16 protein-coding genes are annotated in these 17,731 nt (G+C 50.2%); 10 read left to right on the top strand and 6 right to left on the bottom strand.

Going from position 1 to position 17,731, the window contains the following annotated elements:
• The first annotated feature begins 33 nt into the window (after positions 1-33).
• Genes yiaK through ABWH99_RS19000 form a run of 3 tightly spaced genes read left to right on the top strand, consistent with a single transcriptional unit; the run spans position 34 to position 2,574 of the window.
• Positions 34-1,068, top strand: coding sequence for a 3-dehydro-L-gulonate 2-dehydrogenase (gene yiaK, locus ABWH99_RS19010; RefSeq protein WP_375583393.1), 1,035 nt, complete (start codon positions 34-36; stop codon positions 1,066-1,068).
• A gap of 32 nt (positions 1,069-1,100) precedes the next feature.
• Complete coding sequence (locus ABWH99_RS19005) at positions 1,101-1,604, top strand: AAA family ATPase (protein WP_375583392.1); 504 nt, start codon at positions 1,101-1,103, stop codon at positions 1,602-1,604.
• A complete protein-coding gene (locus ABWH99_RS19000) occupies positions 1,594-2,574 on the top strand; it encodes a phosphotransferase (RefSeq protein ID WP_375583391.1) in 981 nt (326 codons plus the stop codon). Before ABWH99_RS19005 ends, ABWH99_RS19000 begins: the two co-directional genes overlap by 11 nt.
• 31 nt (positions 2,575-2,605) lie before the next feature.
• Here ABWH99_RS19000 and ABWH99_RS18995 read toward each other — a convergent pair whose 3' ends face one another.
• From ABWH99_RS18995 to ABWH99_RS18985, 3 genes are all read right to left on the bottom strand, one after another.
• Positions 2,606-5,467, bottom strand: coding sequence for a family 78 glycoside hydrolase catalytic domain (locus tag ABWH99_RS18995; protein WP_375583390.1), 2,862 nt, complete (start codon positions 5,465-5,467; stop codon positions 2,606-2,608).
• Between the two features lie 144 nt (positions 5,468-5,611).
• Positions 5,612-6,484: a pyruvate kinase gene (locus ABWH99_RS18990; RefSeq protein ID WP_375586599.1), complete on the bottom strand. Its 873-nt coding sequence runs from the start codon at positions 6,482-6,484 to the stop codon at positions 5,612-5,614.
• A complete protein-coding gene (locus ABWH99_RS18985) occupies positions 6,369-7,079 on the bottom strand; it encodes a pyruvate kinase (RefSeq protein WP_375583389.1) in 711 nt (236 codons plus the stop codon). Before ABWH99_RS18985 ends, ABWH99_RS18990 begins: the two co-directional genes overlap by 116 nt.
• A gap of 487 nt (positions 7,080-7,566) precedes the next feature.
• On the opposite strand from ABWH99_RS18985, the gene ABWH99_RS18980 reads away from it, so the two are divergent.
• The 4 genes from ABWH99_RS18980 (at position 7,567) to ABWH99_RS18965 (ending at position 9,522) form a co-directional block, all read left to right on the top strand.
• A complete protein-coding gene (locus tag ABWH99_RS18980; RefSeq protein WP_375583388.1) occupies positions 7,567-8,016 on the top strand; it encodes a hypothetical protein in 450 nt (149 codons plus the stop codon).
• Between the two features lie 12 nt (positions 8,017-8,028).
• Positions 8,029-8,520 (top strand): RNA polymerase sigma factor, encoded by a 492-nt coding sequence (locus tag ABWH99_RS18975; protein WP_375583387.1) that lies wholly within the window; start codon positions 8,029-8,031, stop codon positions 8,518-8,520.
• A complete protein-coding gene (locus ABWH99_RS18970) occupies positions 8,504-9,169 on the top strand; it encodes a hypothetical protein (protein WP_375583386.1) in 666 nt (221 codons plus the stop codon). Before ABWH99_RS18975 ends, ABWH99_RS18970 begins: the two co-directional genes overlap by 17 nt.
• Before the next feature lie 149 nt (positions 9,170-9,318).
• Positions 9,319-9,522, top strand: coding sequence for a hypothetical protein (locus ABWH99_RS18965; RefSeq protein WP_375583385.1), 204 nt, complete (start codon positions 9,319-9,321; stop codon positions 9,520-9,522).
• Between the two features lie 662 nt (positions 9,523-10,184).
• On the opposite strand, the gene ABWH99_RS18960 is transcribed toward ABWH99_RS18965, so the two are convergent.
• Positions 10,185-10,586, bottom strand: coding sequence for a hypothetical protein (locus ABWH99_RS18960; RefSeq protein ID WP_375583384.1), 402 nt, complete (start codon positions 10,584-10,586; stop codon positions 10,185-10,187).
• A 53-nt stretch (positions 10,587-10,639) separates the two neighbouring features.
• Positions 10,640-11,032, bottom strand: a complete 393-nt coding sequence (locus ABWH99_RS18955) for a hypothetical protein (protein ID WP_375583383.1) — start codon at positions 11,030-11,032, stop codon at positions 10,640-10,642.
• Positions 11,033-11,544: 512 nt separating this feature from the next.
• Here ABWH99_RS18955 and ABWH99_RS18950 point away from each other — a divergent pair.
• Positions 11,545-13,581, top strand: coding sequence for a penicillin acylase family protein (locus tag ABWH99_RS18950; protein ID WP_375583382.1), 2,037 nt, complete (start codon positions 11,545-11,547; stop codon positions 13,579-13,581).
• A gap of 113 nt (positions 13,582-13,694) precedes the next feature.
• Here ABWH99_RS18950 and ABWH99_RS18945 read toward each other — a convergent pair whose 3' ends face one another.
• On the bottom strand, positions 13,695-15,095 hold the full coding sequence (locus tag ABWH99_RS18945; RefSeq protein WP_375583381.1) for a rhodanese-like domain-containing protein: 1,401 nt from the start codon (positions 15,093-15,095) through the stop codon (positions 13,695-13,697).
• Between the two features lie 298 nt (positions 15,096-15,393).
• Between ABWH99_RS18945 and ABWH99_RS18940 the strand changes: the two genes are divergently transcribed.
• Positions 15,394-15,615, top strand: coding sequence for a ferrous iron transport protein A (locus ABWH99_RS18940; RefSeq protein WP_375583380.1), 222 nt, complete (start codon positions 15,394-15,396; stop codon positions 15,613-15,615).
• A gap of 3 nt (positions 15,616-15,618) precedes the next feature.
• Positions 15,619-17,730 carry a ferrous iron transport protein B gene (gene feoB / locus ABWH99_RS18935; protein ID WP_375583379.1) on the top strand — a complete coding sequence of 704 codons (2,112 nt, stop codon included), beginning with the start codon at positions 15,619-15,621 and terminating at the stop codon, positions 17,728-17,730.
• Position 17,731: the final 1 nt, after the last annotated feature.

Genomic DNA, 17,731 nt, shown 5'->3' with positions numbered 1-17,731 from the left:
ACCTTGGAAAGCAAAAATTAACCGGATGTACCCATGGATACAACAAAACGGATCCCCTACAAGCAATTGAAATCGACCCTGGAAGAAGTACTCAGGAAGACAGGTTTTTCTGCCAGAAAAGCAGCCTTATGTGCCGAACTTTTTGCTAAATCCAGTTTAGACGGGGTGGCTTCACATGGGTTGAATCGTTTTCCATCCTTTTTAAATCAGGTGAAAAAAGGGCTGGTAAATCCGGATGCAGAGCCGGTAACGGAGTTTTCCCTGCCCGTCATGGAACGTTGGAATGGCAATCAGGGTCCTGGAATGTACAACGCCCATTTGGCGATGAGCAGGGCCATCGACCTGGCAGCGAAACATGGGATAGGTTGCATCGCCCTTAAGAATACCAACCATTGGATGCGGGCGGGGAATTACGGTTGGCAGGCGGCTAAGTCCGGATGTATCGGCATTTGTTTTACCAATACCATCCCCAACATGCCAGCCTGGGGTGGCAGCGAGCCGAAATTAGGCAACAACCCCTTGGTACTGGCAGTACCTTATGGATCAGAAGCCATCGTATTGGACATGGCGATGACGCAGTATTCCTATGGCAAAATGAGTATATTCGAGCGGGAGAACAAAGAGCTGCCCCATCCGGCTGGGTTTGATGGCAGGGGAGCGCTCACGCGGGATCCCGTGGAGGTAGTGGCCCGGCAACTGGCCCTCCCGGCAGGGCTTTGGAAGGGAGCTGGTCTATCGCTGATGTTGGACTTGCTTGCATCGGGATTATCTCAGGGGAAAGCCAGCCATGAAATCAGTGCACAAAGGGAGGAATACGGGATTTCTCAATTTTTTCTTTGTTTTCATGTAGAAACCTTGGGAATAGTACGGGAGGAACTTGAAGGCAGTATAGCTCGTATCGTGGAGGATTTAAAGCGATCCGCGGTATTTGAGGGCCGGGAAGTTAGCTTCCCGGGAGAAAAATCGCTGGAACGAAGGAAAGAAAACCTGGCACTCGGTGTCCCGGTAGCATCGGATATCTGGCAGCAGGTGCAAGGCCTTGCCGATAACTTGGGGGGGAAAGAGTAGGCATCCTTTGCCTATTTCATTACCTTTGCAAGATGGTGGTATTGGTCATGGGACTACCCGGATCGGGCAAGAGTTTTTTTGCCAGAAGACTGGCAAAAGAAGTCCGAATGGTTTACCTGAGTAGCGACGCGATGCGTATCGAAATGAATCTCAGAGGGAAATATGCCCCAGCGGACCGTCAGCGTGTTTACGCTGCTTTGGAGAAAAGTGTCGAACTGGCCTTGTCTCGTGGAGACGCTGTAGTGGTGGATGCCACCTTTCAGCACCGCGCTAATCGCCTGGCTTTTGCAAGAATTTCAGAAAAGTACCAGCAACTGCTCGCTTGCATTCAGGTGACGGCAACGGAAGCAGTGGTAAAAAGGCGCCTGTCCAAAGGCAGGGAGGAAAGTGAGGCGGATTTTGCCGTTCACCAAAAATTGAAGGCGAATTTTGACCCCATCGATCAGCCCCATCTAACCATTTACTCGGAGGATGGGCAGATTGATGCCATGATCAATAAAGCACGGGAATACCTGAACCAAGCCCATGAAAACTGAGGAAGTCCAACAAGTTGCCAGGGAAGGATTCTACAATGGCCGTCGCATGGAGGGGCAGCTGATAGAGACCCATATTTCCTGGATCATACTCACCGGTAAATGGGTATTTAAGCTGAAAAAGCCCCTCAAATTGTCTTTTTTGGATTATTCCACACTGGCTTCACGGGCCCATTATTGCATGGAGGAGGTCCGTTTGAATAGCCGCTTTTCCGCCATTTACGATCGCTGTTGTCCGATTACTCACCTGGACGGCCAGTGGTACATGGACGGAAAAAGGGGAACGGTGCAGGAATATGCCGTTGTCATGAAACGCCTGCCCGAAGCCCGCCGGATGGATAAGCTGCTGGCGGAAGGAAAGGTGACGGATTTGCAGGTAAAAAAGCTTGCCGAAAAAGTGGCCCTCTTTCACCGCAGGCAACCCGCCGAACGGATTCCCTTCGACCTGGGCGAAGCAAAAGCGCTTTTCGCAGATGTGTTAAACCCTTCCATTCGGTATACCACCGAGCATCGAAAATTTCTCCAGGCGGCTGTGCGCTGGAGCGATGCGTTTTTAGAAGCGCACCAGCAGCGCCTGGCAGAACGAGCGGAATTGGGCTGGGTGCGGGACCTTCATGGAGATTTGCATGCCGGTAACGTTTTTCTGACCGAGCATCCGGTAATATTTGATTGCATAGAGTTCAGCAAACGTATGCGAACCATCGATCTCTTGTACGAGGTGGCTTTTTTATGCATGGATTTGGAACGCTTTGGACAGGATCGCCTCGCTGACTTGTTTTTGGAAAGCTACCTGGCGCGAATCCCCATCCTGGATCCACACCGGGATGCTCCCCTTTTTACGTATTTTAAATGCCTGCGAGCGAATGTACGCGCCAAAGTTCTGGGGTTGAATCCATCACCGAAAAGCCGAAGGGAACAAGCCGGCTATTTGGCCCTGATGGAAAGCTACCTGCGGCAGGAGGAAACGAAGTAGCTTCCACGGGAATTCCGGTTCCAACCGCGAATCAGGGATGCAAGATGCTTTCAAACCGGTACTCACCCGAACCGAGCAGGACCGCCTGCCTTCCTTCCAGAAAATTACCCAGCCGGATATCGGCATGCTGCTCCAGCGGTTTGCCGTCCAGATGTACGGCAGTAGGATCCACGGCGGGGATCCAGACAACGGCTCGGGTATTTACCGGAATGATTACATCCAGCCTCAGGCTGTCCGTACTGCGCGTCCAGGAACTTAGGATTTCTCCGTGAATGGACCGGAGGCTGGCGTGCACCCGGTGGATGTCATTTTCAGGAATTTCCGGCGCTATGGTAAACGATTTGTATCCGGGAAGATCTGCCTGGATACCCGCCATATTCCGAAACATCCATTCGTACACGGAGCCAAAAGCATAGTGGCTGAATGAATTCATGCCAGCGTTTAGGGATTCCATCTTCTCCGGGTCGTCTTTCACATAGCTATCCCAACGCTCCCAGATGGTGGTGGCGCCGTTTTCAATTTCAAAACCCCAGGAGGGGTACTCAGTGGCTAGCAATAACTGGTAGGCCAGGTCGGAACGACCCGTCGCCGACAATGCCGGCAATAGCTGTTTTACTCCCAGAAAGCCGGTCGCCAACTTTCCCCCATTCGCTTCCAGCAAGTCCGCCAGGTGTTTTCCGGCCACTTGTTCCTGGGATTCGGTGAGGAAATCGTGGTAGATGGCATTGGCGTAGGCGGTTTGGGTATGGCCGGAAAAGCCTTGTTGTCCGTCCACGTAGCCGGCCCCATTTCCATAAGCTTCGGGCTTTGCAGTCAATTTGCCGGAGGACGCTTCCAGGTAATGGGAAGCGAAAGCTGCTTTGATTTTACCGGCAAGCTCCTGGAAGTGCAAGGCCCGATTTGACTTGCCAATGGCTGCCGCCATTTCGGCCATCAACTGAGCGGTGTAGCCGTAGTATATCGTGGCCAATAAATCCGGTGGGGTTTTTTTGCCGATGGATAACCAATCTCCATAGCCACCTTTAGGATTTAGGTCTGCAAAGGAGCCTTCGGGATATACGTAGCGGTCACCGCTTCTTTTGGCGTGAAAAGCCATGAATTTTTCCATGTTTGCCCAGGAACGTTCGATGATTCGTGTATCGCCATAGGCACGGTACATTTCGTAGGGATTGATGATGCCGGCTTCCATCCAGCCCGGGGCGAACGTATCGCTGGCCCTAACCGAAGGTGCTGGAGCGTAGTCGGGATAGGCCCCGGATTCCCATTGGGCGTCTTGCAAATCCTGGATCCACTTGGTAAAAAAAGCAGCCACGTCCATATTCAATGCAGAGGTTCCACCGTAGATCTGCGCATCTCCAGTCCAGCCCATGCGTTCGTCGCGTTGCGGACAATCCGTGGGAATGTCGACAAAATTGGCCCGCTGCGTCCAGACGATGTTTTGGTACAATTGGTTGACCAGCGGATGGTCGGTTTCAAAATGGCCCACCTTCGGGGTATTCGATCCCAATACCAATCCCGTAAAATTCTCTTTTCGGGGCGTCCCCGGAAACCCGGACACCTCTACGTATTGAAATCCGTGATAGGTAAACGCGGGCACCCATTCCTCCCCGTCCGGATCACCTTTTACGATGTACGTATCGGTAGCACGGGCCATGCGGAGGTTTTCAACCATCAATCTTCCGTCGCGATGGAGCATTTCACCAAAACGAAGAACGATTTTATCGCCGGCCTTCCCTTTTACACGTAAACGAATCAGCCCTGCGATATTTTGCCCCAGATTTACGATATAGGCCCCATTCGGCCGTTGGGTAATGGATACCGGTGAAAGCGAGTCGGTCACCTGTACCGGCTGCGCCGGATACAGCTGCAGCCGGCGCTCAGATGTGGCGATAGGTTCGGCGGATTCCCAGTGGCTATCGTCGTAGCCGGGGAGATGCCAGTTTTCGGGCTCTTTGCGAGCGTCATAGGTTTCTCCGTGCAGGATATCCGATTCCAGTAGTCCTCCACTGCTGACACGCCAGTCGCTACCAGTAGCCACCGTCTGAGTTTGGCCATTTTCGTACGTAAGCTCCAGTTGAGCTTTTAGGGCAGGAACCTCTCCGTAAAACGCGCGGACCACCGGGTTTCCAACCAGTAATGCATATCCGATATAGCCGCTGTACCAGCCGTAAGACAGGCGAGCCTGCAAGACCTGCATGCCGCTATTTAGGTGATCCGTGACATCGTATGCCTGGTAATGTACGCGTTGATTGTAATCGGTCCAGCCAGGCGCCAGGTAATCCTTGCCAACCCGTTTACCATTTATCTTAAATTCAAACAGTCCAAGTGCCGTGATGTACAGACGGGCTTTGGTTAACTTTTGCCCCACATTCACCTCTTTTCGGAAGATTGGCACGGGTGGGAGTGTCAGCTCCTTTCCTTTAAAAGGTACCGGTGCCGCTTCGGCGACGAAATCCTTTCCGATCCAGTCCGCCTGCCAGTCTTCCGGTTCCAGCAGCCCCATTTCCCAGGTGGAGATCGGGCTCCAGGGGCCAGCTTGTCCTTCCTTGTCCCAACTTTGCACTTTCCAGAAGCATTGCTGCCGTGAACTAAGGGCATTGCCCCCATACACCACTTGGGCGGTTTGGTCACTATCGATCCGGCCACTGTCCCACAGGTCAGCCTTTCCCGTTTTTAGTAGTTCCGGTTTACTGGCCACCAGGATTCGGTAAGCCGATTGGTATTGATTTTTTCGGTCGGATTTCAGTACCCAGCTTAGCCGTGGCTTCCTTTCGTCCGTGAAGGGGTTGGTGAGGTACTCGACGCGGAGCTGCACAGGGGTAAGGTCGCTAGTTGCTAGCACGGCAGGACTTGCCAACAAGAGCAGCAGCCCAAAAATCAGGGGATTTTTCATGGACACAGGTAACTAATCAGGTAATGAAACGAAACTACAGAATTTTCCCGAATAGCCCATCCCGTACTGTCCGGGTCTACAGGGCCGGTCGCAAGAAGCTGCAGTCCTCCCTCTTTTCAGGGAACAGGCAGCCCCAATCGGAAGCTAGTCGCGCTGAAAAAAGTCCCGGGCAATGTGCAGGGGCCCAAGGGTAAATTTCTTTTTGGTACGCCGGCCGCTGGTTCGTTCCATGATTTCTTTCAGACTTCTTAAAACAGGGATGGTGTGTGCCCCCTTGTTGATCATGACGCATTCGGCGAGGGCGGCCTGGCCGGCATCGGTGATTTCAGAACGCGTGGGCATGCCCGATTTTTGAAGGTTTTCGAGTACCTGTGTGGCCCAGACTACGGGTACATGGGCCGCCTCGCAAATCCACAGGATTTCCTCCTGGATTTCCCCCAAGCGCTCGAATCCGATTTCAACAGCCAGGTCACCCCGGGCGATCATGACACCAAACGGCGGGGTCTTCATTCCCTCCAGAATCAACGCAGGTAAATTTGCCACCGAATCCGGTGTTTCGATCTTGTAAACAACCGAAGGTTTGGGGCCTCCCTGCGTTTGCATGGCGTCCCGAAGGCGGCGTATGTCTTGTGGCGTTCTAACGAAGGAATATCCCACGGTATGTGCATGCTTGCAGACGAAAGGAAGGCATCGGAGATCAAAGTCAGTCAACGAGGGGATGGTAAGTCGGCTATCCGGGAAATTGATGCCTTTTCCCTCCTTTAGCCAACCTTTTTTTGAAGAAACCCGCTCAATACTGACGGCTACCTTTCCTTGAAGGGTGGCACTGACCCGCCCCCCGATTTCCCCATCGTCGATAAAGACCCGCTGTCCGAGTTCCAGAGAGGCGATGATGCCCATTTCATTGGGGTGTAAAACGATATCTTCGGAATCGAAAGAACTCGTGGATTCGGATAGCCACACCCGGTCCCCAACTTTCACCTTTACCTTTCCCCGCTTTTGGCCCTTGCCGAGCAGGTGGGTTCGAAATTTTCGGTCCGGCCAGGTCAATATGAATTTTACAGCTTTTTCCTGTAGCCTTCTCCGCGCGCTTGATCTGATTAATCATCGATTCCCAGACTGCTTCATCATCGTGGGCGCAGTTGATCCGTGCCACATTCATGCCGTGTAGCAGCAAAGCTTCCACGGCAGAGGGGTTTTGCGCAAAATCCGTATCGAAAGTCACCATAATGGCCGGCATACCGGGATGATCGGACCTGCCAAAGAGTTCCTGGCTATTGGTCGCCAGTTGGTTTTGGCTGAAAGCATAGGTACATGGATTGTGATCACCCGGCGCATAGCGGTGTCCGAGTCGTTCGCGGATAGTTTGAATCTGTCGGTGGAGGTGATTTTCTGAGTTGGACAGAGCCGAAAGTCCATAAAGATGCAGTTTTTCCTGCAGGGCTTTCCGATCCTCGCTTCGAAAGTAAAGGTATTCTATCAAGTTAGCGGCAGCATGCAGGCAACGGTCCGGCAGTTCCCTTAGCTGCGGTTCGTGGTAGTTTCTTGCGTCCACAATCCCCTGTTCCAGGGAAGCCAGTTCCCGATCAAGTTGTTTCAATGCGTCTTCCATCAAAGGTAAATATAGAATATATTTTAGCTTCGCAACAGTGTATTTTCTGGTGACTATCCAGGAAAGGGTCCCATCAGCCGATTTTATGGAAACGGGCGGATGCCAGGAAGTACATGCGCCGTAGTCGACCAATAATTACCCCTCCCGCACCATCTAGTCTAGCTACCTCATCTTTTAAGTCTGGCACCTTTTTCCAGAATAAAGGTATCAGAAGTTCCATAGTTGTTCGGAATGATTAATTTGAGCAAAGGAAAGGGAAGATGTGGGATTGATACAAGCGATGGGTTCTGGAAAAAGCTGGCCCGGGATTCTGTGGATGTTTTCTCCAAAAAACTTTACTTGTCTTATGGGTTGCCGCTCTTGCGCGACGCGCTGTCCCTGATTACCGAAAAGCATGATGTACCGATTTGCCTGATTTTTTAAAAAAAATAATGGCAAGGGTGTAATAGTATCCAACCCTGTGCCACTAAACAAGAAAAAGAAAACCATGACAAGTAAAAACGCAATCAAGCTTTTCCACCGGTTTGCCGCTAAGGCGACCAAAAGATCAGATATTCGCATCTATCAGGAATTCATACGCATACTTTCTAATCTGGAAAACAGAGAACTGACGCAATCTGAAACCGAATCCATAGAATCGAAATTGGATGCGGTGGAATTAACCGGCCCGGTAAAAAAAATCGTGCATTATAGAACCGCACTCCGGCGATTTGAACGCTATTTGCACGAGAGCTTTTCTTTCGTTACCAAAGGATACTACAAAAAGCGAGGGATTGCATTCGGCGCCGTTTTAGGCGTCGTGGTTGGGACTGTGTGGCTATCGGATTTCGAGCGTTCCATAGGTATTTCCCTGGCCGTTTCCGTAGGAACGTTACTTGGCATTGTTGTCGCGGATTATCTGGAATCTCGTGCGAAATCTTCGGGAAAGTTAATTTAAGCAGGCAGCTACTTGAGTAACGACTTTTACCAAATATCGATAAAGCCCTATGCTGCAATCATCATAAAGATATGCAGGGCCTATACGAATTCTCAGGAAGATTTTGAGGACTACTATCAGGAGGTTTGTTTGCAAATCTGGAGAACCAGAAACAATTTCCGAGGGCAATCGGATTGGTCTACCTGGGTGTATCGACTGGCATTGAATGTGAGTTTGACGTTGCTCAAGAAAAAGAAAAACAATCCGCAGCTATTCACTTCTGAATTCCCGCAAACCGAAGACGTAGAAAGTAGCCCGGTATTCGCAGATGAAGCGCTTAATGACCTGTACGATGCCATCAAACGGCTATCGGATGTAGATCGGGGTGTGGTGTTGCTTTATCTGGAAGAGAAGTCGTATCAACAGATCGCCGATATTACCGGTACGAACCCAAACAATATCGGCGTGCGCATCACACGAATCAAAGAACGATTAAAGAAACTAATGGATGGAAAAGTCAATTGAATCAATATGGAAACAGGGGTTTTTATCCGATGATGCATTGGTCGCGCCAAAGCTGAACAACTTGTACAATCAAAAATCCATACACCTGATCGAGAAGTTCAAGCGCATGTTCAGAATAAACCTGTATGCAATCGCAGTTGGCTCCCTGCTGTTTTTGGTGGCTTCTTTTTTGATCGGCAGTCTGTTTTTGGGAATCGGTTTTTTTCTGACTTTGGGTAGTATCGCCTTGGTCAACAGAAAGCTTTATAAAGGATTGGGTGAGATCGACACCAGTGAAAATACCTATCGGTACATCGGAGCCTTTGACCAATGGGTAAAACAATTGGTACGGGTGAATAAATGGATGGCTCGATGCTACTATCCATTGTTTTTTTTGTTCACGATCGTTGGTTTCTGGCAATATCGGCCAGGCGGAATGCAATGGGGAGAATCCATTACGCATACGTTGGTCAGGTACGATTTGGGGAGTCCCCTTTTTGTTGGCGTGCCCGTCCTCATCATCGGCGCTGTGGCGTTTCTGATGCTTTTACTAGCTTTCCTTGGGGGTAGAATTTACGACTGGGATTTTAAGGTGATTTATGGAGCGGAATGTAGAAAACTGGATGAACTTATTTCCGATATGCGGGAATTGAGCAGTGAGCGTATTTGATTGTATCCCGAGAAGCGTATTTTTTGCCGGTAGGGCGGAATAAAAGGCAGTTTACCGACCATCCCGGGCTACCAGCGAAGGAATGCTGGCCTTGCATAGCTGCCGACACCCGTCAGTGAATCCGGTGGACGTTACGTAAAAGATAACAGATGTCTATACCTTACGATTCCTACAATCTGACAGTAAACTTATTTGGCGATCCGTATCCGGAGTTGATTGAGTTTTTTGCGATCGATCCCAAGAAAGGAAAAGCACTCGACCTCGGATGCGGGCAAGGGAGAGATGCATTAGCACTGGCAAGACTCCGGTATTCCAAGACGGAAACGGATAAGTCGGCAGTCGGAATCGGCTAAATGAGTCAAATCGCGAACGCAGAACGATTGGACTTGATGGGGAAAGTCGGCGATCTGTACGGGTGTAATCAACCCCGGAGAAATCCTGGTCGTTTGTATACAGGACACAGCAGCCACGGTTGCCATTCTTACTCAGTCCATCGATCGTGAAAAGAAATTGAAACGATTGGCGGATAAAAAGTTCAGCTACACCTGCGAAGACAAGGAACGTGGACACAAATCCTGAACCGATTACCGCATGATTGTGGTTCAAGAAGAGAACCGGCCCGGGAAATCACGAAGGCTTTGGGACCCCGAATCAGGGTAAAAGAAATTCATACGCCATTTATTCAGCCAGGCCATTCGCAGCGCTTTGTTTGCTGCCGACCGCTTCAGCCGCATGCGATCGTCTGATGAAACAAAATCAGACAAAGATAGAACGCATCTGCATGAAAGCCCAACCACCGAGTTGGCAGATTTTTTCGGCGATGGAGGCAGCAACTTTTTTCAGAGGAGTGAGAATCCTTTTCATCCACAGTGTGGGCCTTCCATCCCAGTTATCCGTTGATTATGCTAACCCGGGGGTGGTCTCCGGGCGTTTTCGATAAACGAACCGCCGGCTTCTCTCAACATTCCTCTGATTTCCTTGGGCGAAACGGATCGTTGGAATGCGGGCTTGATCCTTACTGGTATTGGGGCCATGCCCGGTAGGCCAGGATACCGCCGGATACCATTAAAAGTACCTGAAGTAACAAGCTGGGTGTTGCTTCCAGGCTTCTTCCAATCATAAAAAGCAAAAAGACCATGGAGAAAAAAGCAAGCAATCCGGTCACTTCCTTTTCCTGCTCCCCTACTTTTCGGTTGTAAAAAATCTTGGCCACCAGCCCACCGTAAAGAAAGGTAAACCAAATCAGTCGGTGCCGAAGATGTTTGACCACGTAGCTAAAGGTGGGAAACTCTTTTCCTTCCAGCGCGACGAGTACTATATCTATCAAAACCATCAATGCCAACAGGGAGGCCACAACAATTTTGACCGTACGGATTTCGGATAAATGACTTTTTAAAAACCGATGTAATTTTTTCATTTGTTCGGATGTGTGTTTTTACGGCCCGATGCCAGCGGTAGGGAGGTGCGATTTCAAGGTGTTTTCAGGTAATTCATGGACCAAAAGAAATGTCCGTACAACAGGCCCGCGATCAATAGTGCGGTCAGGAAGGCTTTCGATTTTTTAGCCGTCCATAAAAACCCTATCCCCGCCATAACGAGTGCCAGCCCGAACAGAATCAGCACTGGAAAAACCCCATTGCTCAGTTGAAATGACGTATTGGTGGTGCCTAGAAACAAATGACCGGCGATAGCACCCAACGCAAAAGGAATAAAGAAGGCGCGACCTCGGGACCATTCCAGTAAGAGCAGGTTGGAAGTGTCGTTATCAATACCGTTTACATTGAGTAGGATTTCAAGGATCACGTAGGCAGCAAACAGCCCAATCATGATGTCTATTACCAGAAAATACTGCGCACTATCCATAACCAGGTTCGATCGTTCCGATTAAATATACTGGATTTTTTTACAAATAGAAATGGATATTCCCGGTATTTTCCATCGGATTCGAGACAGAAGGCAACTGATTCTGAGGGGAATCGGATGCTTTTCGGTGTTTCTTCTGGTAGCAATGGGTGAGTTGTAGGACGCGTTATTTCCCTGGTAAATCACCAGCGCTCCCTATCAATTGCCTCCTCGGTTTCTAAACGAATACAGCCAATAGCGGCCGGTGAGTTAGGGATATTGGCCAGATTTTTTAAGGGATTGGAGATGCATGCACCGGAGCTGGCCAAACAACCGATTCGTTACCAGCTGATCCTTCGCATACGATGGTTTTCATCTCGCTTGCAAGCTTCTGAAGAAAAACGGTTGGCTTGGGGTGCAACGAGCAGTGGGCGGTAGGGTCCGAGTAGGAACGCGTCAGTGTGTGTAAAATAGTCCATTTCGGCAGTCAGAGGTATAATGGTTTTGGTAGCACGATTAAAGTAAAGTCCTCTATGAAAGATTCGCTATTCCTCGTTATTCTGATTTTTCTACTTTCCTGTTCGGGTAAGAAGCCCGGGTATGAAAACGAAATTCTCTGGGATACCTGGGGCATTCCCCATATTTATGCCGATACGGACAGCAGTCTTTACAAAATGATGGGTTGGGCTCAGATGCGAAACCATGGCAACCTTTTGCTCAAACTATACGGAGAGGCGCGTGCCAAATCCGCCGAATACTGGGAAACCGATCCGGAAAAAGACATCCTCCTGCACCAGACCGGGGTGCTGGATGCAGCCGATAAGGTCTATACCCGGATGGCGGACACCGACAAACGAGTGCTTGCCTCCTTTGTCGCCGGAATCAATGCGTACGCCGCAAGGTATCCGGAGCAGTTGGACGCACGGTACCGGAAGGTACTGCCTGTTCGTCCTCTGGATGTTGTGTATCATACGTTTCGGGTGATGTACCTCGAGTTCCTGATCGCCAGAAACCTTAGACCGGCCCGGGAATGGAGTGCCGGGTCAAACGCCTGGGCCATCAACGGTTCTAAAACCGCCTCGGGAAACGCCATGCTGCTGGCCAACCCGCACCTTCCCTGGAATGACTTTTGGTTGTTTTTTGAAGCCCAGCTGATCAAAGAGGGTAACAGCCTTTACGGTACCACTCTGGTGGGACTACCGACCCTGGGAATCGCTTTCAATGAAAACCTGGGATGGACACATACGGTAAACACGCTGGATAATGTGGATTATTTCGAAATTTCTATAAAAGGGGATAGCTACCTGCTCGATGGAAACTACCAGCCCATGGACATCGACAGTGCAACGGTATGGACTGGTTCGGAAAGGCTGCTGGTTCAAAAGAAACGCACGGCGTTTGGAACGATTATCGAAGAACGAGGTGACAAGGCGCTGGCTATCAGTTGGCCAAACAAAGACGGAGTGTTGGATCCCATCTCCCAATGGCGTGCCATGGGGGAAGCGGACAATCTGGAGGAATTTCAGGCGGCTCTGGATCGAAACGCCCTACCGCTTTTCAACGTTCTCTACAGCGATCGGGAGGACAATATTCTGTACCAATTTGGCGGACATGTACCCAAAAAAAATGGGGACTGGGGGAAATGGCAAGAGCTACAGACCACTTCTTCCAGTAAAGAACTCTGGGACGGTTTGTACCCGGCAGCCGCTCTTCCCCGGTATACCAATCCATCCAGCGGATGGATACAAAATGCAAACGATCCACCGTACACCAGTACATTTCCGGCAGCGATTCGCCCTTCGGATTATGCTTCCCATATAGCCCCGAATTCCATGGGGTTTCGGCCCCAGCGCTCGGCAAAGCTAATCATGGAAGCGAGCAATCTGTCTCTGGATGAGTTCATTGCGTTGAAACACGATACGAAGTCCGAGCTTGCCCTGCGCCTGATGGACGATTTTGAACAGTTAAAAACTGCGACCCGGGATAGCCTGACACTAGCCGCTTTGCAGGTATTAACCGACTGGGACGGTTCGTTTGATGCCGGTAGCACCGGAGCGGTGCTCTTCCATCGTCTTATCGGGAAATTGGGGGTTTCGGGATATTTTGCTGAGCCCTGGTCTCCTGAAAAACCACTCAAATCGCCGGATGGCTTAAAGGATCGCCGGATCGTCCTGGAAGCGATTTCGCAGGTCGCTCGGGACCTGGTGAGGCAGCTTGGGAGACTTGATCCGGCCTTTGGTGATTATTTCCGCTTAAAGGCAGGTGCACAGGAATTTCCCGGTAACGGTGGACCCAATCGGCTGGGCTTGTTCCGTACGGTGGAATACGCTGCCGGAGAGGACGGTAGGTATTATTCCAATGCTGGCGAAACCTACGTGTGCGCAATCGAATTTGGGAGTACCGTAACGGCAAAAGCTATACTTGGTTACGGAAATGCAACCCAACCAAACAACCCCCACGTAGGAGACCAGTTAGCGCTGATGGCCTCAAAACAACTCCGGGAGGTGTGGTATACACGGGAGGCACAGGAATCGAATCTGGAACGTATAGAAAAAGAAATTGAGATGTAGACGGAGAGTGGAGCGGCTGATCCAAGAATAACATGTGCTTGGGTTCGCGCTCGATCACCTCCGAAAAAAAAAAACGGGACATCCTGTGTATTGATGCCCCGCTTTTCCTAATCCTAAGCTGTTGCTTTTTCTTTCTTGCTGCTCCAGTCCTCCCATCCACCTGAATAATTGTAGACATTGTCGAAACCCTTGGCTCTCAACAGGGAGTAGGCGATGGCTGCCCGCCCCCCACTTTGGCAATGGACCACGACCGGTTTGTCTTTGGTGACTTTATCCAGGTTTTTATCCAACTTGCCAACAAAGAGGTTGTGAGCACCCTCGATGTGTCCTTTTTTGAATTCAGCGGCTCCTCGTACGTCGACCACCTGTACCTCGCGGTCGCTTAGCAGCGCTTCCACCTTTTCTGCCGTTATCGGCTCGTACGATTCCAATGTCTGTCCTTTGTACTGCCGCAATTGCTCCGGAGTAATAAATCCGTACAGATTATCCAAGCCGATACGCATGAGTTTGCGTGTCAGGTCTTCCACCTCCGATTTGTTGGCGATCAAGACGAAGTAGGCGTCGTAATCCATGTACCATCCCATCCAGGTGGAGAAGGAGTTGTTGTTCGCAATATTGAGGGATCCTTTGAGAAAGCCCTTGGAAAAAACATCGGGTGTACGGGTATCGATGATTGTCATACCTTCCTTTTCAGCTCGCTCAAATGCCTCCTGGGACAGATTTTCGATTTGAGGCACCTCGGTCAGTAGTTTCCGGTCTACCTTGTTTAGTTTTTTCATCATGGCAAAATACCGTGGTGGTTCCGGCTGATCCGCCAGTAGTTCCTTGCTGAAGGCAGCTTTGTCATTCAGTAGCTGCAGCGCCCAATTTCGGATTTTTTCGTAGCCCACCGTGGACATGGGAACGGCACCCAGGGATTTTCCACAGGCAGATCCCGCTCCGTGTCCGGGCCATACCTGTATAAACTCTTGCAGCTTGTTGAATTCGTGCAAGGAATCGAACATCTGGGCGGCACCGATGTCCTGGGTACCTTTTAAGCCAGCCGCTTGTTCGAGCAGGTCGGGCCTTCCCACATCGCCGACAAAAACAAAGTCACCGGTAAACAACATGACGGGTTCCTGTGAGGCCGGGGTATCGGTTAGTAAAAAACTAATGCTCTCCGGTGTATGACCCGGAGTATGCAGTACATCAAAATTTAGATTGCCCAGCTTTATCCGGTCACCGTGCCGAAGTTTTTTGTGGGGGAATTCGTATTTCCAGTTTTCATCCCCCATATCGGACAGGTACATGTCGGCCCCAGTCAATGCAGCAAGTTCTCGCGAACCACTCAGGAAATCCGCGTGAATGTGGGTCTCCAGAATGTGGGTAATTTTCATGTTGTTGGCTTTGGCTATTTGCAGGTAGGTGTCCACATCCCTTTTTGGGTCGATTACGGCAGCAACGCCTCCGGCCTGACATCCCACTACATAACTGGCCTGCGCCAGACTCTTATCGTATACTAGTTCGAAAAACATCTTTTTTTAGTTTTTATTTCCTTTTTGATTTTACCTGAAGGGTTGGCATTATGGCCTGCCCCATTCAGGTACAATGTTAGGCATTCTTTTCCTGCCAAAATGTGATAAATATTACCTAAGGCGGCCTGGGAGGTAAATTTCGGGATTCCAGCCAGAAAGGCCCCGCACGGAAGATAACGCGGGTAAGGATTTATTCAATCTAAATAAAGGGCTGATTCTTTATTATTTTGGGAAAATTGTAGTAAAATTGCCCCGTGGATCGTTGATCCGGAACAAAAAGTAGCCTACAGACACCCTCATGACGGCAGCTAATCTCAGTGCAGATCTATCGTACGAAATTGTGAGCATCGCCAACACGCCCTTACGGGTGCGGATGATGGAGATGGGTATCTTGCCTGGTAAACAGATCCGATTATTCAAAAAAGCTCCATTCAACGGCCCCATGGCGTTTTTGATTGATGGGAACATCATCGCCTTACGGACAGAAGAAGCGGCCCTCATCCAATTAAAAGAAGTCTAACGCATGGAAATTGCCGAAAAACAGGCCTTGAGACGCATCGCCATTATAGGTAACCCCAACGTAGGGAAATCCAGTATTTTCAATCAATTGACGGGGTTGAATCAGAAAATTGGTAATTATCCCGGCATGACGGTTGATAAGATGGTTGGGCAAGTGCGCATCGGTTCTACCACGTTTGAGTTAATTGACCTGCCGGGTACCTATAGTTTGTACCCGAAATCTGAGGACGAAGTTATCGCCCATAAGGTGCTAAACGGGCAGGGGGTGGAAAAGCCCGACGCCGCTCTGGTAGTCCTGGATGCCTGCAACCTGGAGCGAAGCTTGCTTTTGGGAACTCAGGTGATCGATCTGGGGATACCGGTGGCTTTTATCATCAACATGAAAGACCTTGCCGAGAGGAGGGGTTTGACGATACATAGTTTTTCACTCTATCAGGCACTTGGGGTTCCGTTGGTCATGACCGACGCAAGAAATAACGAGGGAATGGAATCGGTTCGGGAGTTATTGGTGAAAGGAGATTTTGAGGTAGGTAAACCCTTTCACCCGATGGGTTTTTCCGATTTGCTGGGCGAGGTGAAAGCAAAATTTGGACTTACTACCGAATACCAGGCCTTTCAGCAGTTGATTTTTTCCAAGTTTGACCCGGTACTGCCAGCGGCACAAAAGGAATGGTTAGCGGAAATTGCTGCAGCCTACCGTTTTGACGGGGAAGAGCAGCAGGCCCTGGAAACCGAACAGCGCCTGGGAAAGATCAAGAGCCTGCTCTCCACGGCACAGACTTCGGTCACGAAGAATCCCGGGAAATGGCAGTCCGGTCTGGACGCGGTTTTTATGCATCCCGTATGGGGTTACCTCACGTTTCTATTGATTATGCTATTGATTTTTCAGGCCATCTTCGCCTGGGCGGAAGCGCCCATGGATCTGATAGATGGTACGTTTGCAGCCCTGAGTGGATGGGTAGCAGAGGTGTTGCCACCGGGTGTTTTGACTGACTTACTGGCAGAAGGCATCATCACCGGTATCGGGGGGGTGGTGATCTTTATTCCCCAGATTGCGCTTCTTTTCGGGTTTCTGGCATTTTTGGAAGATACGGGGTATTTTTCCCGGGTTGTGTTTTTGATGGATCGGCTCATGCGCCCCTTCGGATTGCATGGAAAGAGCGTGGTGCCGTTGATTTCGGGGATGGCCTGTGCCATTCCGGGTATCATGGCTACCCGAAATATCAGTAATACCAAAGAACGACTGATCACCATTCTGGTGACACCCTGGATGAGTTGTTCGGCCCGCCTGCCGGTGTACATCATTTTGATCGGGCTGACCGTGCCCGACAGTACCTGGATGGGCGTCAACCTGCAGGCACTGGCCTTGCTGGCAATGTACCTGTTCGGTACGCTCTTCACCCTATTGGGGGCTTTGGCACTGAAATACGTGCTTCGGACCAGGGAACGAAGTTTTTTAATGACCGATATGCCGATCTATCGCATGCCGCGCTGGCAGACGGTGTTGCTGACCATGTATTCCAAGTCTAAAATATTTGTATTAGAGGCGGGAAAAGTCATCCTTGCCATATCCATCGTATTATGGGTGTTGGCCAGTTATGGGCCCTCCGGGCAGATGGAGGCCCTGGACAAGCAAGAAGAAGAAGCGCTGGCGGTTGCATCGGAGGAACAGAAACAGGAGTTGACGTCTGAATTTGCTTCCAAAAAGCTGGAAGCTTCTTACATCGGTCTGTTGGGCAAAGCAATCGAGCCTGCTTTACGCCCTCTGGGCTACGACTGGAAAATAGGTATTGCATTGCTGACTTCTTTTGCGGCAAGGGAAGTGTTCGTTGCGACGGTCGCTACCATTTATAGTGTGGGAGAAGATGTGGAAGACGAACTCACCATCCGGGAAAAACTGGATAAACAGGTGTACGCCGATACGGGGGAAAAAGTATTTACCCGAGCTACCGGATTTTCGCTGATGGTATTTTATGCCCTGGCCATGCAATGCATGAGCACGGTGGCCGTTGTTTACCGGGAAACCAAAAGTTGGAAATGGCCCTTGATCCAAACGGTTGGTATGACGATTGTGGCCTATTTGGGAGCCTTGATTACGTATCAAATATTTGCTTGAG

Source organism: Cyclobacterium xiamenense (assembly GCF_042140265.1).
Classification (GTDB): domain Bacteria; phylum Bacteroidota; class Bacteroidia; order Cytophagales; family Cyclobacteriaceae; genus Cyclobacterium; species Cyclobacterium xiamenense_A.
Note: the sequence above shows the minus strand (reverse complement) of the source record. Positions and strands in the feature narration are given on the sequence as shown.

Bases quoted from the DNA above. Each gene is read 5' to 3' on its own strand.
- yiaK (WP_375583393.1), top strand. From the start codon at position 34: ATGGATACAACAAAACGGATCCCCTACAAGCAATTGAAATCGACCCTG.
- ABWH99_RS19005 (WP_375583392.1), top strand. From the start codon at position 1,101: ATGGTGGTATTGGTCATGGGACTACCCGGATCGGGCAAGAGTTTTTTT.
- ABWH99_RS19000 (WP_375583391.1), top strand. From the start codon at position 1,594: ATGAAAACTGAGGAAGTCCAACAAGTTGCCAGGGAAGGATTCTACAAT.
- ABWH99_RS18995 (WP_375583390.1), bottom strand. From the start codon at position 5,467: ATGAAAAATCCCCTGATTTTTGGGCTGCTGCTCTTGTTGGCAAGTCCT.
- ABWH99_RS18985 (WP_375583389.1), bottom strand. From the start codon at position 7,079: ATGGAAGACGCATTGAAACAACTTGATCGGGAACTGGCTTCCCTGGAA.
- ABWH99_RS18980 (WP_375583388.1), top strand. From the start codon at position 7,567: ATGACAAGTAAAAACGCAATCAAGCTTTTCCACCGGTTTGCCGCTAAG.
- ABWH99_RS18970 (WP_375583386.1), top strand. From the start codon at position 8,504: ATGGAAAAGTCAATTGAATCAATATGGAAACAGGGGTTTTTATCCGAT.
- ABWH99_RS18965 (WP_375583385.1), top strand. From the start codon at position 9,319: ATGTCTATACCTTACGATTCCTACAATCTGACAGTAAACTTATTTGGC.
- ABWH99_RS18960 (WP_375583384.1), bottom strand. From the start codon at position 10,586: ATGAAAAAATTACATCGGTTTTTAAAAAGTCATTTATCCGAAATCCGT.
- ABWH99_RS18955 (WP_375583383.1), bottom strand. From the start codon at position 11,032: ATGGATAGTGCGCAGTATTTTCTGGTAATAGACATCATGATTGGGCTG.
- ABWH99_RS18950 (WP_375583382.1), top strand. From the start codon at position 11,545: ATGAAAGATTCGCTATTCCTCGTTATTCTGATTTTTCTACTTTCCTGT.
- ABWH99_RS18945 (WP_375583381.1), bottom strand. From the start codon at position 15,095: ATGTTTTTCGAACTAGTATACGATAAGAGTCTGGCGCAGGCCAGTTAT.
- ABWH99_RS18940 (WP_375583380.1), top strand. From the start codon at position 15,394: ATGACGGCAGCTAATCTCAGTGCAGATCTATCGTACGAAATTGTGAGC.
- feoB (WP_375583379.1), top strand. From the start codon at position 15,619: ATGGAAATTGCCGAAAAACAGGCCTTGAGACGCATCGCCATTATAGGT.